This is a genomic window from Bradyrhizobium sp. UFLA05-108, assembly GCF_059803455.1.
Genome location: NZ_JBANAZ010000048.1, coordinates 23193 through 35949 on the forward strand (window position 1 = coordinate 23193; position 12757 = coordinate 35949).

15 protein-coding genes are annotated in these 12757 nt (G+C 62.7%); 9 read left to right on the top strand and 6 right to left on the bottom strand.

Annotated elements, in window-relative coordinates; translation table 11 throughout:
- The first annotated feature begins 40 nt into the window (after nucleotides 1-40).
- Together SO140_RS29775 and SO140_RS29780 are read left to right on the top strand one after the other, a co-directional pair.
- Entirely contained in the window at nucleotides 41-838 is a 798-nt protein-coding gene (locus SO140_RS29775) for a pentapeptide repeat-containing protein (RefSeq protein WP_449383453.1), read from the top strand.
- Between the two features lie 25 nt (nucleotides 839-863).
- On the top strand, nucleotides 864-1211 hold the full coding sequence (locus tag SO140_RS29780) for a hypothetical protein (RefSeq protein WP_449383461.1): 348 nt from the start codon (nucleotides 864-866) through the stop codon (nucleotides 1209-1211).
- A gap of 9 nt (nucleotides 1212-1220) precedes the next feature.
- On the opposite strand, the gene SO140_RS29785 is transcribed toward SO140_RS29780, so the two are convergent.
- From SO140_RS29785 to SO140_RS29800, 4 genes are all read right to left on the bottom strand, one after another.
- Entirely contained in the window at nucleotides 1221-1457 is a 237-nt protein-coding gene (locus SO140_RS29785; RefSeq protein ID WP_449383454.1) for a hypothetical protein, read from the bottom strand.
- Nucleotides 1458-1621: 164 nt separating this feature from the next.
- Nucleotides 1622-2491, bottom strand: a complete 870-nt coding sequence (locus SO140_RS29790) for a DUF6662 family protein (protein WP_449383455.1) — start codon at nucleotides 2489-2491, stop codon at nucleotides 1622-1624.
- A gap of 290 nt (nucleotides 2492-2781) precedes the next feature.
- Entirely contained in the window at nucleotides 2782-2862 is an 81-nt protein-coding gene (gene pqqA, locus SO140_RS29795) for a pyrroloquinoline quinone precursor peptide PqqA (RefSeq protein WP_035663753.1), read from the bottom strand.
- A gap of 257 nt (nucleotides 2863-3119) precedes the next feature.
- Nucleotides 3120-3446: a hypothetical protein gene (locus SO140_RS29800; protein ID WP_449383456.1), complete on the bottom strand. Its 327-nt coding sequence runs from the start codon at nucleotides 3444-3446 to the stop codon at nucleotides 3120-3122.
- Between the two features lie 147 nt (nucleotides 3447-3593).
- On the opposite strand from SO140_RS29800, the gene SO140_RS29805 reads away from it, so the two are divergent.
- Entirely contained in the window at nucleotides 3594-3860 is a 267-nt protein-coding gene (locus SO140_RS29805; protein ID WP_449383457.1) for a hypothetical protein, read from the top strand.
- A gap of 28 nt (nucleotides 3861-3888) precedes the next feature.
- Here the strand turns inward: SO140_RS29805 and lanM are convergent, their stop codons facing one another.
- The gene (lanM, locus tag SO140_RS29810) at nucleotides 3889-4281 is read right to left on the bottom strand and encodes a lanmodulin LanM (RefSeq protein WP_449383458.1); all 393 of its coding nucleotides are present in this window, start codon (nucleotides 4279-4281) and stop codon (nucleotides 3889-3891) included.
- Between the two features lie 311 nt (nucleotides 4282-4592).
- Here lanM and SO140_RS29815 point away from each other — a divergent pair, with 311 nt between their 5' ends.
- The 4 genes from SO140_RS29815 (at nucleotide 4593) to SO140_RS29830 (ending at nucleotide 8828) form a co-directional block, all read left to right on the top strand.
- On the top strand, nucleotides 4593-6257 hold the full coding sequence (locus tag SO140_RS29815) for a methanol/ethanol family PQQ-dependent dehydrogenase (protein WP_474798262.1): 1665 nt from the start codon (nucleotides 4593-4595) through the stop codon (nucleotides 6255-6257).
- A gap of 13 nt (nucleotides 6258-6270) precedes the next feature.
- Nucleotides 6271-6627, top strand: coding sequence for a c-type cytochrome (locus tag SO140_RS29820; RefSeq protein ID WP_449383459.1), 357 nt, complete (start codon nucleotides 6271-6273; stop codon nucleotides 6625-6627).
- Nucleotides 6624-7550, top strand: a complete 927-nt coding sequence (locus SO140_RS29825; RefSeq protein WP_449383460.1) for a substrate-binding periplasmic protein — start codon at nucleotides 6624-6626, stop codon at nucleotides 7548-7550. The genes SO140_RS29820 and SO140_RS29825 overlap by 4 nt, the downstream gene beginning before the upstream one ends.
- A 240-nt stretch (nucleotides 7551-7790) precedes the next feature.
- Complete coding sequence (locus tag SO140_RS29830; protein ID WP_474798259.1) at nucleotides 7791-8828, top strand: FUSC family protein; 1038 nt, start codon at nucleotides 7791-7793, stop codon at nucleotides 8826-8828.
- An 8-nt stretch (nucleotides 8829-8836) separates the two neighbouring features.
- Here SO140_RS29830 and SO140_RS29835 read toward each other — a convergent pair whose 3' ends face one another.
- Nucleotides 8837-9805 (bottom strand): helix-turn-helix domain-containing protein, encoded by a 969-nt coding sequence (locus SO140_RS29835; protein WP_449383485.1) that lies wholly within the window; start codon nucleotides 9803-9805, stop codon nucleotides 8837-8839.
- 502 nt (nucleotides 9806-10307) lie between these two features.
- Between SO140_RS29835 and xoxF5 the strand changes: the two genes are divergently transcribed.
- Entirely contained in the window at nucleotides 10308-12110 is a 1803-nt protein-coding gene (xoxF5, locus tag SO140_RS29840; protein WP_474798292.1) for a lanthanide-dependent methanol dehydrogenase XoxF5, read from the top strand.
- Between the two features lie 113 nt (nucleotides 12111-12223).
- Nucleotides 12224-12715, top strand: coding sequence for a c-type cytochrome, methanol metabolism-related (locus tag SO140_RS29845; RefSeq protein WP_449383489.1), 492 nt, complete (start codon nucleotides 12224-12226; stop codon nucleotides 12713-12715).
- Nucleotides 12716-12757: the final 42 nt, after the last annotated feature.

Consider the following 12757-nt stretch of genomic DNA (forward strand, 5'->3'; position numbering starts at 1 on the left):
CGCACCGCCCGCGTGCTAGACAGGCGTGAAGCGGAGCCTGATGATGAAGGCAACGATTGTCCTGACGACGTTCGGCCTCGCGCTCCTCGCGCCTGCGGCAACCGCGCAGGACATGATGCGCGACGTCGACCTCACCTCGCCCGCGATGGTCTCGGCCGAGATGAGCCGGCCGGAGGTCGAAGCCGTGCTGGCCAAGGCGAGCGCAACCGCGCCGGCCGATTTCACCGGCAAGCGGCTGTCGGGCCTCGATCTCTCGGGGCTTGACCTCTCCGGCGCCATCTTCCGCGCGGCTCGGCTCAACAAGGCGAAACTCGTCGGCACACGGCTCGATCGCGCCATTCTCGACCAGGCCTGGCTGCTGGAGGCCGACCTCACCGGAGCAAGCCTGAAGGGCGCCAATCTGTTCGCCTCCCAGATGGCGCGCGCCCGTCTCGATGGCACCGATCTGACCGGGGCACGCATCGCCGCCGACCTTTCCGGTGCAAGCCTGATTGGTGCGTCCATCGCGGACGCGCAGCTCGGCGCCGATATGCGCAACCAGTCGATGGGGCTGATGCGGACCGTGCTGCGCTCCGCGAAGCTTTCGGGGCTGAACGCACGCAACGCCGACCTCTCGCGCGCCGATCTCGAATTCGCCGTACTCAAGGGCGCCGACCTCACCGGCGCTTCGCTCAAAGGCGCCCAGCTCGGCGGCGCGGATCTCAGCGGCGCAACCGTCATCGGCACGGATTTCGAGGGCGCCGATCTCGTCTCGACCAGGCTGATCGCACCGATCGGGCTTGACCGTGCGAAGAATTTCGACAAGGCAAGGAACGTCGAGCGCGTCATCAGAGAATGACGGCAACCGGGAGGAGCGGCTGATGATGCGTTGGTGTCTGGCTTTGATCGTGGTGGTGGCATATGCCGGCGAGGCCGCCGCGCAGGGTAAGGGCAAAGGCATCCGGCTCTGGAATCTGACCTCGGAGACCATCTCGGGCTTCCAGCTCTCGCCGGCCGGCAAGACCGAATGGGGGCCGAACCAGACCTTGAACGACAAGGACAAGGAGGTCGACCACGACGAGCGGCTCCGCATCACCGGCGTCGAGCCCGGTCGCTACGATGCCAAGGTCAGCTATCCCAATTCGCGGAGTTGCGTCGTGCGCGATATCGAGATCAGGGCGGACGCGGTGTTCTCGATCGCCGACAAGGACCTGAAGGACTGCACCAAATAGCGTGGCAGCTCAGGCAAAGGGCTTTGCTCCGCCCGCATCCGCCTTGTCGTTGCTGTGCGGATACTCGCAGCGCCATCGCACGGCCTGCCACTTCGGGTGCTCGCCGACCCATTGCGCGATATAGGGCGGCGCCGCCATCGCACATTGCGCTGGCGACCCGCCATAGGCGAACACCAGATGCTGCTCCTCGCAGGTGGCCGGCGAGAGCACCGCACAGACAGTCACAATCAGATCAATCGGATTCATGTCTGAAAGCCCTCATAGTCGCCAAGAGATAGCATAAGGGCTACGTCCGACGCAGCCGGAAGTTTCAAACCGGCGTGAGAATGCAGCGCGGAACCCTCCCTCGCTCCTTCTCCCTTGCATGGGGGAGAGGCGCACCTCCCATGTGGACGTGCTTCGATCCAAGTCTAGAAGTTGACACCGAACACCAATCGCGCCTGGTGGCGCTCGAAATTGACGAGGTCGAGATTGGCGCCCGTCCCCGCGGGACGTCCCCACACCTGCGCGCTCCAACTCGCCGTCAGGCGCGAGCGCTCCGAAAGCTGAAAATAGGCGGTTGGGCCGACGAACAGCGCCTGGCCGGCGAGGTCGCCGAGCCCGATGCCCTCATACTGCCGGAAGTAACGCAACTCGCCGCCGAGCAGGATGTTCGGATGCACACGCACCATGCCGGCGAACGCCGCACCGATGGTGGAGCTCTTGTCGGATATGTCGGGAATCTCGAACCGCGTCCATTCCGGCTGATAGATCAGGTTGAGCGCGCCGATCGCGAAATTGGGAATGATCTCGCGGTCGAATGCGAGGGTGAAGTCGGTGCCGTAGCTGCGCGCCTTCGCGCCCGTCATTTCATCGATGCGCTCGCCATGGCTTTCCGCGGCGATGGTCATCCCGAATGGCGCGTTCTCGCGATCGAGCAGGCGATAGCGCAGGTCGAGCGAAAATCCCTGAAAATTGAGCTGACGGCGATCGTCGATATCGGGGACCCCGGTGATGTCGTGCAATGCGACGCTGCTGCCAATCTCGACGCGGAAGTTCGGCAGCGGCACCAGCTCGATCTCGACCTCCTGACCGACCGCGCGGTACGTCCCGCCGCCTTTGCCGAACCGCCCCGTGGTCTGGCTCTGGAATTCGCGCTCGCCGGGATTGCCGACATCCGATCCGATCATGAAGCCGAAGATGTGCTCGGTATCAAAACCCTCCTCGGCGTGCGTGCAGAGCGGCGCGAGCGCGATAACGCATGCGACGACAACCAAAACCCCGTGTGCAATTCGCCGCATCCCCGCTCCTGCAAGCGCGCGCCGCTCCAAAAGCGGCAACAGCGCTGACCAAGCGGCAGCGTAACACACTGCGGCGGCGGTTGAGTCGAGATTTTGGAGCGTGATCGTCAAAGCCGGCCCGGGTGTGGCTTCAGGCCAAGAGACTTCAGACAAGAGACTTCAGAGGAGAGTGACGACTTCAGGGAGGAGAGTGATCAATTCGACATGGGTCGAAACATTCGGGCTTGCTGACACTGCCACGGCTTCAACGGTGTTGACCGTTGAAGCCGCGGCAGGTCGTCAGGATGGTCTTACTTGCGCGAAGCGCAGGCGTACATGTTGATTTCCATGCCGACCGACACTTCCACGATCTTCGGAGCTTTCCAAGCCATTCGGGGTCTCCCAAGGTATTGAGCGCGACATCGCGCGAGGCAAAACCTAGGGCTGCATCGCCGATCACGCAAGCCTGTAATCGCGCGCTGAACATCACTTGTTCGATTCTTCGCAAACCTAGTTCTCTCTCGGGCAAAACGCCTTCACTTTTGGGCAAACGCGCAGGCAGCCTTGTGCGATGCATCGGGAGGCCTTCCCGAATCCGATGCGCCGGGAGATTTTCCCGACAGCGATATCGGCCGATGTCAGCACGTCCTCAACAACCCTTGTCGGCTGTTTGCGGATTGGCCTTTGCGCCTTCCGCGCGCTGTGCCGCAGTCGGCTGGCTCTGCATCTGCCGCTGCGCATCTTCCGACGACGCAGCCGTTTCACCGCTGGCGCGATTCATCGTGCTGGTCGGCGGATGCTGACTCGTATCATTCGCAGAACCTTGCGACTGCTGCGCCGAGCCGACGGTCACTGGACCCGAGCCCGCGTCCTTGTCGGTGGTTGCGTTGCCGGTGTTGCAGGGACCCGCGATCGCGCTGCCGACACTCAGGGCCACGATGGAGCATGCAGTCAAAATCAGGCGTTTGGTGTTCATCTCGATCTCCTCTCCTCCCCGCTGCGCTGCCCCGGCGCGATGCGGGATGTCGCGGGAGAAACAGGTCGGCGCGTCCCAGGTTCCGGGTGGCGGGACAGAATTGATTGCGATGTAGTCGCACCAATGAAAGGGATCTCGGAGGGATTCATGGCCACGTTCCGCGGACGATTCCTGATTTCACTGCTCGTTGCGAGCCTTGCATATCGGGCGATTGCTGGTGAGCGTCGCGATGAGCGATCCGCGCCGCCACCGGGCACGATGACAACGCAGACCAGCAAGGCAACTCTCACTGGCAAGGAGCGGCTCGGCCCGAAATGGACGGATGAACAGCGGATCGATGATTGCAATGTGCCGCCCGAGAAGCGCGGCGCAAGGCTGCGTCCGATCGCCTGCCCGAACGCACTGACGAACTAGACGCAAGCCTGAAGCCGCAATCAGACGCTCATTTGAGGAGCCGTAGCAGAGCACGTCCCGCAGGCGACTTCAGCTCCTTGGCGTCGAGCGTGCCATCCTTGTCGGGGTTGGCGGCGTTGAAGCGCTGCTCCACGACGGCGAGATATTCGTCCAGCGTGAGCGTTCCGTCGTGATCCGGATCGGCCGCTGCGAGCTCCTTGGCGGTCAACCGTCCGCGCAGCTCGCGCGCGTCGAGCGTGCCGTCATGATCGGGATCGAGCTTGGCGAACACCGCAGTTGCGGCCTTCTTCACCTCGGCGAGATCGAGCGTGCCGTCATTGTCCGTGTCGAGCATCTTGATGGCGTTTGGGGATGCCGACCAGGCCGGACCACCGAGCAACGTGCCTGCAACTGCGAATGCGATGGATCGACGCGATATCATTGAAACCCTCCCTGCTCGAGCGTCCCGGCTCGCCCATGGAATCGAAACAAGTCGCCAGCCGGGCCATGGTTCGAACTCTACGCGCCTCGTGGTGAACACGCAAAGCTGGCAACGCATGGCCGGCAATCTTCGTGCTGCGGAATTTCTCGCTCGCGTTCTTGTATGCAGTGCGGAATGGCAAGCAGTTTACCAGGAGTAACTGGCGTCCAACAATTCATCAGCGTGGTTACGACTTTCGTATTGACGCATTTTGCGTTCCATCAGAGTGTTGCGATCGCAGCGTCAAAAGGCGCGCACATTGGGAGGAACGGATGAAACGCTTTGCGATGGCCGCGAGCCTCGTCATGCTTGCGTCGACGGGTGTGAATGCCCAGACCACAGAACAACTCAACAAGGGCGCGTCAGACACATCGAATGTTCTCAACTACGGGATGGGTTACAATCTGCAGCGTTTCTCGACGCTGAATCAGATCAACAAGGACACCATCAAGAACCTCGTCCCGGTCTGGAACTACAGCTTCAACGACGATCGCAGCGAGGAATCGCAGCCGCTGGTCTACCAGGGCGTGATCTACGTGACCTCGCACAACGCCACCATGGCGGTCGACGCCAAGACCGGCAAGCAGATCTGGAAGACCAAGGTCGAGTACCCCGCGGAAACACCGCGTATCGTCTGCTGCGGCATCATCAATCGTGGCGCGGCCTTGTACGACGGCAAGGTGTTCCGCACGACGCTCGACGCCAACGTGATCGCACTCGACGCCAAGACCGGCAAGGAGCTGTGGCGCGAGAAGGCCGCCGACATCAAGGAAGGCTACTCGATGACTGTGGCCCCGCTGGTCGCCGACGGCGTCGTCATCACCGGCATCTCCGGCGCCGAGTTCGGCACCCGCGGCTTCATCGACGGCTGGGATCCGGCGACGGGCAAGCACCTCTGGCGTACCCATTCGATCCCCTCGCCGGATGAGCCGGGCGGCGACACCTGGAAGGGCGACACCTGGAAACTCGGCGGCGGCTCGACCTGGATCACCGGCTCCTACGATCCGGAGCTGAACACGGTCTATTGGGGCATCGGCAATCCGGGCCCGTTCAACTCGGCGGTTCGTCCGGGCGACAACCTCTACACCTGCTCGGTGCTGGCGATGGATCCCAAGACCGGCAAGATCAAGTGGCACTACCAGTTCTCGCCGAACAATCCGTTCGACTATGACGCGGTCGCCGAAATGGTGCTCGCCGACATGAACGTCGAGGGCAAGCCGACCAAGGTGCTGATGGACGCCAACCGCAACGGCTTCTTCTACGTGCTCGACCGCACCAACGGCAAACTGCTCGCGGCCAATCCTTACGTGAATGTCAACTGGGCCACCGGCGTCGACATGAAGACCGGCAGGCCGATCGAGACCGATGTTGTGAAGGATGCGCGCGAGGGCAAGAAGGTCACGGTCTATCCGTCGATCCTCGGCGGCAAGAACTGGGAGCCGATGTCGTTCAATCCGCAGACCGGCCTTGCCTATGCCAACACGCTCAACTTCGGCGGCAAGTACAAGTCCGAGCCGGTCACCTTCAAGCAGGGTGAATGGTATCTCGGCATGGACCTCACCGATCCCTGGGAGTTCGGTGACGGCCCGCGCGGCCATCTCAAGGCGATCGATCCCTTGACCGGCAAGTCGAAGTGGGAAGCGGCGAGCGACATCCCGCGCTTCTCGGGTGTCTTGTCGACCGCGGGCGGCGTCGTGTTCTCGGGCGCGTTGACCGGTGAGTTCGAAGCCTTCGACGCCGACACCGGCAAGAAGCTCTGGCAGTTCCAGACCGGCTCCGGCATCGAGGGACAGCCGGTGACCTGGCAGCAGGACGGCGTGCAGTATGTCGCGGTGGCGAGCGGTTATGGCGGCGTCTACTCGCTGTTCTCCGGCGACGAGCGGCTCGCCAAGGTGCCGCCCGGCGGCTCCCTGTGGGTTTTCGCAATCAAGCAATAACCACGGGGTCGACGTGCGGAAAGACACTTTGATCAGGACGGCGGCGACATTCGCCGCCGTCGCGGGGCTGGCGGCTGCGTCCGTAGCAACCACCCGCGGCGCGGATGAACCGAACGGCAACCCCGTGCAGGCGCAGGTCGACCACGGCAAGGCGACCTACGCCGAAAAATGCTCGCATTGCCACGGTCCCGGCATGATGAACTCCGGCACCATCACGCCGGACCTGCGCGCCTTCCCTGACGACAAGACGCGTTTCGTCACCACGGTGAAGAACGGCAAGAACAACAAGATGCCGCCGTGGGGCGACATCCTCAGCGAGGACGACATCACCGACCTCTGGGCCTACATTTCGAGCCGGAGACGGCCATGAGAATTCGGCTTCGGGCCTTCGGCCTTGCCGCGATGCTTGCGGCTCTCGCGACGGTCGCGAATGCGGCGGATCCCTTGCGAATATGCCTCGACGAGGACAGGCCACCGCTGTCCGTGCATCACCGCGGCAAGCCGGGCACGGGCTTCGACGTGACGCTGGCGCAGGCGATCGCACGGCGGCTCGACCGGCCACTCCAGATCCAGTGGTTCGAAAGCAAGCTGGACGAGGATTCGAGCCCGCAGCTCGAGGCCAACGCGCTGCTGTCGGACGGGCGCTGTGCGCTGGTCGGCAGCTATGCACTGACCCGCGATTCCCTCGTCGTGCCCGGTATGAAAACTGCAAGGCTTCCGGATTTCGACGGCGCCACCCGCGAGGACCGTCGGCGCCGCGTTACGCTGGGCGCGCTCGCACCGAGCCAGCCCTACATCTATTCGCCGATGACGTTCGTGCTCGGTCCGAAGGCTCGCGATCGCAAGATCGGTGATATCGGCGATCTCGCAGGTCTCCGCCTCGCGATCGAAAGCGGATCGCTGGGCGACGCCATTTTGATGAGCTTCGACAAGGGACGGCTGATCGACGGCATCACGCATCTCGTACCCGGCCGCGACGATCTCCTCGGCGCGCTCGACCGAGGCGACTTTGATGCAACGCTGCTCGATCTCGCCCGTTTCGACGCCTACCGCGCCGCCCATCCCGACACCGCGATCACCGCGTCCGGCTACTACTATCCGATCGGCGCCAATCGCGGCTATGTCGGACTTGCCAGCGATCCCATCCTGATGACCACCGTCAACAACGCGCTCACCGAGCTCATGACAGAAGGCAAGATAGCCGAGTTCGGCAAGCAGGCCGGGCTCACCTACCTGCCACCGCGCGAGCCCGCGATCCTCGGCGACGTCTGGAAGCAGATCATTCAGAGGTGAGAACTCTTCATTGAGAACGGCAGCTCCTCGTTCTCCGCTGTCATGCCCCGGCTTGATGTTTAGTCCGGGGACATGGCTGACACCTGTTCGGACACATCGCCGACAGGTTGGCCATCGGTCAAGCCGGGCGATGACAGCGAGAGTGCGGCACGGCGCTCGCATGCGCCCCGGACTGTTCGAAGCCAAAGTCACCGCGGCCATTTCCGTGCTATGCATCGCCTTTGACGATCCGGTGCCATCGTGAGCTCGCCGACCATCCCGCCCGCTGCAAGCCTGCGCGACGTCCTGTTCCGGGAGATCAGGACCAGCGATATCGTCAGAGCGCTGGTTGTCGTCGGCCCGCTCGTTGCGGCCTATTTCCTCTTCCGTGAGGCGGCGCTGCTGAATTTGGCACTGGTCGCGGTGTCCCTGCTCATTCCCGCGCTGAAACTGCACCTCGCTCCGCGAACGATCGCGCTGCATTACCTCGCGATCATCGTCACCTTCGTCACCCTCTTCCTCGCCGCCCCGATCAAGCCGCTGTTCGTGGCGCTGACGGCGCTGGCCGGCTTCCTTGCCGTGGCGGTCACACGCTACGGAAACGCGTTGCGGACCTTGGGCAACTGGGTCTTCATCCCCGCGGTCTACCTCGCCTGCGAGGTGCGCGAGGGGGTAAGTGCGCCCGAGGCCCTGCGTCATGCCGAGGTGATCGTGGCATCGTCCCCGATTGCACTCGCGCTCGTCTGCAGCATCCAGATCTATGACCGGTGGCGCCGCCCTGTCCACACACCGTCCTCTTACGGACCTGCCGCGGCCGAATGGTTTATGCCCGCGGCCGCAACGGCGATGGCCGTGTTTGCCGCGGCTGCCCTGGTCGAGGCTTTGCATCTGGCCCAGGGGCAATGGGTGATGTGGTCGGCCGCAAGCGTCGTCGTTGGCGATCTCGCGGCCTCCACCGGAAAGCTGAAGCAGCGCGCCATCGGCGCGTTGGTCGGCGTCCCGCTCGGCTTCCTCGCAGGCGTCGCGCTGCCCGAGAGTCGCGCCGGCTATGCGCTCGCCGTTCTCGGCGCGACGCTCACGCTGATCGCATTCTCCCGCTATATCGTGGGCTTTGGCTTGCGATGCTTCTTCATCGCCCTCGCGGCGTCGTTCGCGGGAGGGGCAAGCGGAATTGCCGAGGAGCGCGTGGTCAACGTGATCACGGGCGGCGCGTTCGGTCTCATTGCGGTGGGTCTGACGGAAATCGTCTGGCGGCGCATCACGCAGAAGGGCGGCGGACCGTCACAAGCCTCCTCGTGAGGCCAGGCCTAATGCTCTTCGGAGACGACGGCGTTCTGCTGCGCCTTGTGGATCGACGACGGCACGACGCCAAAGTACTTCCGGAACACGCGGCTGAAATGTGACGAACTCGAGAAGCCCCAGGAGAAGGCGACGTCGGTGATGGTCTTGCCGGCGTGGGCCTCGAGCTCCTGACGGCAGTTCTGAAGGCGTGCCTGCCAGATGTAGTCGCTCACCGTCGTGCCGCGCTCGCTGAACAGCATGTGCAGATAGCGCTTGGAGCAGCCGAGCTCGGCGGAAATCTGGTCGATGCACAAATCCGGATCACGCAAATGCTCGCGGATGAAAAATTGGGCACGCACATACATCGCCTCGGGCCCGACCCGATCGAACATCGTGTCGGCCTCGCGCAGCGGCAGCAACAGGAGGTCGATCAGCGAATCAGCAACGCCGACCGCACTGTTCGCCGACAGCTTGGCGGCCTCGTCGAAGGTGGCGTGGACGAAATCGTGGGCGATTCGCCCGGTGCCGGTGCGCGCGGTCAGCTTGCAGGCCGGCATCCGCTGAGACGGGAAGCCGCGATCGCGCAGCAGAGCCTTCGGCACGATCACCACGTCATGCCGCGTGAAGGCGGGACTGATGATCGAGTGCGGACAGGACACGTCATATGCGATGATGTCACCGGGCATCAGCTCGATGTGGCGGCCCTCCTGCTCGAAATAGGAGATGCCGTAGGTCTGGAAATGAATCTTGATGTAGGGGTGCTCATTGGCCTTGGCGCGCGCATGCGTGTGCGCGATGCGATGCTGGCTCACCTCGATCTGGCAGAGTTTCAGGCGCGATACGGTGGTGTAATCGATGCGGCCTTCGAGCGCGGTCGCTTCCAGCGGATCGACATCGAAATGTCCGCAGAGACTCGTCAGCCCGTCGACCCAGCTCTGGATCTGCCTCTTCGGCGTGAGTCCGGTCGTGCTGAGCGTGTGTATTGTGTCGGACATGATCCCAGCCACTGATTTGATTCAAATCGCGTTGGGTGCCGCCAGAGGCCCCCTATGACGATGAAGCGACGTTTACCTCAAATTAGGGCGGTCTTTGGAGCAAGCGCCAGTGCTCCGTCTGCCATCCTTAATTGATAATCCTCCGCTTTAGTTGCAGCGCCGTCAAGGGGAACCTGAGTCCAGTGCCCGCGGCCAGGCAGCACAGAAGCTGCTGAATTCGCTACTGCAAAATCAAAAAGTTCGCGCCTTTGCGCTGTCGAGCAAATGCCCTTCTCTCTTGGGCAAGTTTCCCGTTTACGAACCGGTTACGGATTGTGCCAGGAACAACAAGAAACGGGCCGCACGTGAAAGCGGACCTGTGGCTCATATCCAGGAGGAGGAAACAGCACAGCATCGTTTCTGGTCCCAATCGTGACCGCCCTGCACGAGCAGACGCTGGACCTCAGTGCCCAGCGGTACGCAATGCTTCGGAAACAATAAACGAGACCTAGGAGGAATGACTATGCGCAAGGTGCTACTAGCGACGTTTCTTGGCTCTGCCGCGGCTCTGGCCGTCGGCAGCGCTTCAGCCAATGACGAGCTGAACAAGATGTCGCAAAACGCGAAAGACTGGGTGATGCCCACGGGCGATTACGCCAATTCCCGCTATTCCAAGCTCAATCAGATCAACGCGCAGAACGTCGGCAAGCTGCAGGTCGCATGGACCTTCTCCACCGGCGTGCTGCGCGGCCATGAAGGTGGACCGCTCATCATCGGCAACACGATGTTCGTCCACACGCCGTTCCCGAACAAGGTCTACGCCCTTGACCTTTCCAACGAGAACAAGATCATCTGGAAGTACGAGCCGAAGCAGGATCCGAACGTCATCCCGGTGATGTGCTGCGACACGGTCAACCGCGGCTTGGCCTATGGCGACGGCAAGATCTTCCTGCATCAAGCCGACACCACGCTGGTCGCGCTCGATGCCAAGACCGGTCAGGTTGCCTGGACCGCGAAGAATGGCGATCCCGCAAAGGGCGAGACAGGCACCTCGGCGCCGATGGTCGTCAAGGACAAGGTGCTGATCGGCATCTCCGGCGGCGAATTCGGCGTTCAAGCCCATATGACCGCCTACGACATCAAGACCGGCAAGCTGGCTTGGCGTGGGTATTCGGAAGGGCCGGATGACCAGATTCTGGTCGACGACAAGACCACTGCGCTCGGCAAGCCGGTGGGCAAGGACTCCAGCCTCAAGACCTGGCAAGGCGATCAATGGAAGATCGGCGGCGGCGCGACATGGGGCTGGATCTCCTACGATCCCGAGCTCAACCTGATCTATTACGGATCGGGTAATCCCTCGACCTGGAACCCGAAGCAGCGTCCCGGCGACAACAAATGGTCGATGACGATCTGGGCTCGTAATCCAGATACCGGCGTTGCCAAGTGGGTTTACCAGATGACGCCTCACGACGAGTGGGACTATGACGGCGTCAACGAGATGATCCTCTCGGATCAGCAGATCAGCGGCCAGCCGCGCAAGCTGCTGACGCATTTCGATCGTAACGGTCTTGGCTATACGCTCGACCGTGCCACGGGCGAATTGCTGGTCGCCGAAAAGTACGATCCGAAGGTGAACTGGACCTCCGGCGTCGACATGGACAAGAACTCCCCGACCTACGGCCGTCCGAAGGTTCTTGACGCCGCGTCGACCGACAAAGCCGGCGAGGACGTCAACGTGAAGGGCATCTGCCCGGCCGCGCTCGGCACCAAGGACGAGCAGCCGGCAGCCTACTCGCCGGACACGCAGCTGTTCTACGTTCCGACCAACCACGTCTGCATGGACTACGAACCGTTCAAGGTCAGCTACACCGCGGGCCAGCCCTATGTGGGCGCGACGCTCTCGATGTATCCGCCGCAGGGCGAGACCAACATGGGCAACTTCATCGCCTGGGACGGCAAGACCGGCAAGATCGTGTGGTCGAACAAGGAGCAGTTCTCGGTCTGGTCGGGTGCGCTCGCAACCGCCGGCGGCGTGGTGTTCTACGGCACGCTCGAAGGCTACCTGAAGGCGGTCGACGCCAAGACCGGCAAGGAGCTCTACAAGTTCAAGACCCCTTCCGGCATCATCGGCAACGTCACGACCTATGAGAACGGCGGCAAGCAGTACGTCGCAGTCCTCTCCGGCGTGGGCGGCTGGGCCGGCATCGGCCTGGCGGCAGGCCTGACCGATCCGACCGCCGGTCTCGGCGCAGTCGGCGGCTACGCGGCTCTGTCGAACTACACGGCGCTCGGCGGTACGCTGACCGTGTTCTCGCTGCCGAACTAGCCTCGACCTCGTATCGTCCCGGCGCGTGGATCAACTCCACGCGCCGGCTCGTCTCCACCGCGCGCTGTCGAGGGAAAAATCTCTTGCGTAGAATCTGCTCTGTTATAGTTGCGATGATCTTCGTCGCGTCCGGAGGAATTGCATTCGCGGATGGCTCGGGCGACCCGGGCGCCGTCAAGCAAAATGAAAATGGTGAGTGGCTCGATAAGGAAGGAAATCCGACCTATAAGGTTTCAGCCGACGGATCCGTAGACTGGTACACCTATTCCGGATACCGCCGCTATCACTCGGACTGCCATGTCTGTCATGGTCCGGACGGAATGGGATCGACCTACGCTCCGGCGTTGAAGGACTCCCTGAAGACCATGAGCTACGCCGACTTCCTCGGCGTCGTCGCCTCAGGCCGCAAGAACGTCTCGACCGCGCAGGAGAACGTGATGCCGGCCTTCGGCGATAATCCGAACGTGGCCTGCTACATGGACGATCTCTACGTCTATCTGCGGGCCCGCTCCAACGAAGCCTGGGGCCGCGCGCGGCCGGGCAAGCATGAGGACAAGAAGGAGGCCTATACAAAGGCCGAAGACTCCTGCATGGGCAGGAAATGAACGATTGGAGCACGGTCGAGACGACGTCTTGGCGTCTCCGGG

Coding starts and splice junctions, on each gene's coding strand:
- SO140_RS29825 (WP_449383460.1), top strand. CDS start 6,624: ATGAGAATTCGGCTTCGGGCCTTCGGCCTTGCCGCGATGCTTGCGGCT.
- SO140_RS29785 (WP_449383454.1), bottom strand. CDS start 1,457: ATGAATCCGATTGATCTGATTGTGACTGTCTGTGCGGTGCTCTCGCCG.
- SO140_RS29835 (WP_449383485.1), bottom strand. CDS start 9,805: ATGTCCGACACAATACACACGCTCAGCACGACCGGACTCACGCCGAAG.
- SO140_RS29775 (WP_449383453.1), top strand. CDS start 41: ATGATGAAGGCAACGATTGTCCTGACGACGTTCGGCCTCGCGCTCCTC.
- SO140_RS29805 (WP_449383457.1), top strand. CDS start 3,594: ATGGCCACGTTCCGCGGACGATTCCTGATTTCACTGCTCGTTGCGAGC.
- xoxF5 (WP_474798292.1), top strand. CDS start 10,308: ATGCGCAAGGTGCTACTAGCGACGTTTCTTGGCTCTGCCGCGGCTCTG.
- SO140_RS29845 (WP_449383489.1), top strand. CDS start 12,224: ATGATCTTCGTCGCGTCCGGAGGAATTGCATTCGCGGATGGCTCGGGC.
- pqqA (WP_035663753.1), bottom strand. CDS start 2,862: ATGGCTTGGAAAGCTCCGAAGATCGTGGAAGTGTCGGTCGGCATGGAA.
- SO140_RS29815 (WP_474798262.1), top strand. CDS start 4,593: ATGAAACGCTTTGCGATGGCCGCGAGCCTCGTCATGCTTGCGTCGACG.
- SO140_RS29790 (WP_449383455.1), bottom strand. CDS start 2,491: ATGCGGCGAATTGCACACGGGGTTTTGGTTGTCGTCGCATGCGTTATC.
- lanM (WP_449383458.1), bottom strand. CDS start 4,281: ATGATATCGCGTCGATCCATCGCATTCGCAGTTGCAGGCACGTTGCTC.
- SO140_RS29800 (WP_449383456.1), bottom strand. CDS start 3,446: ATGAACACCAAACGCCTGATTTTGACTGCATGCTCCATCGTGGCCCTG.
- SO140_RS29780 (WP_449383461.1), top strand. CDS start 864: ATGCGTTGGTGTCTGGCTTTGATCGTGGTGGTGGCATATGCCGGCGAG.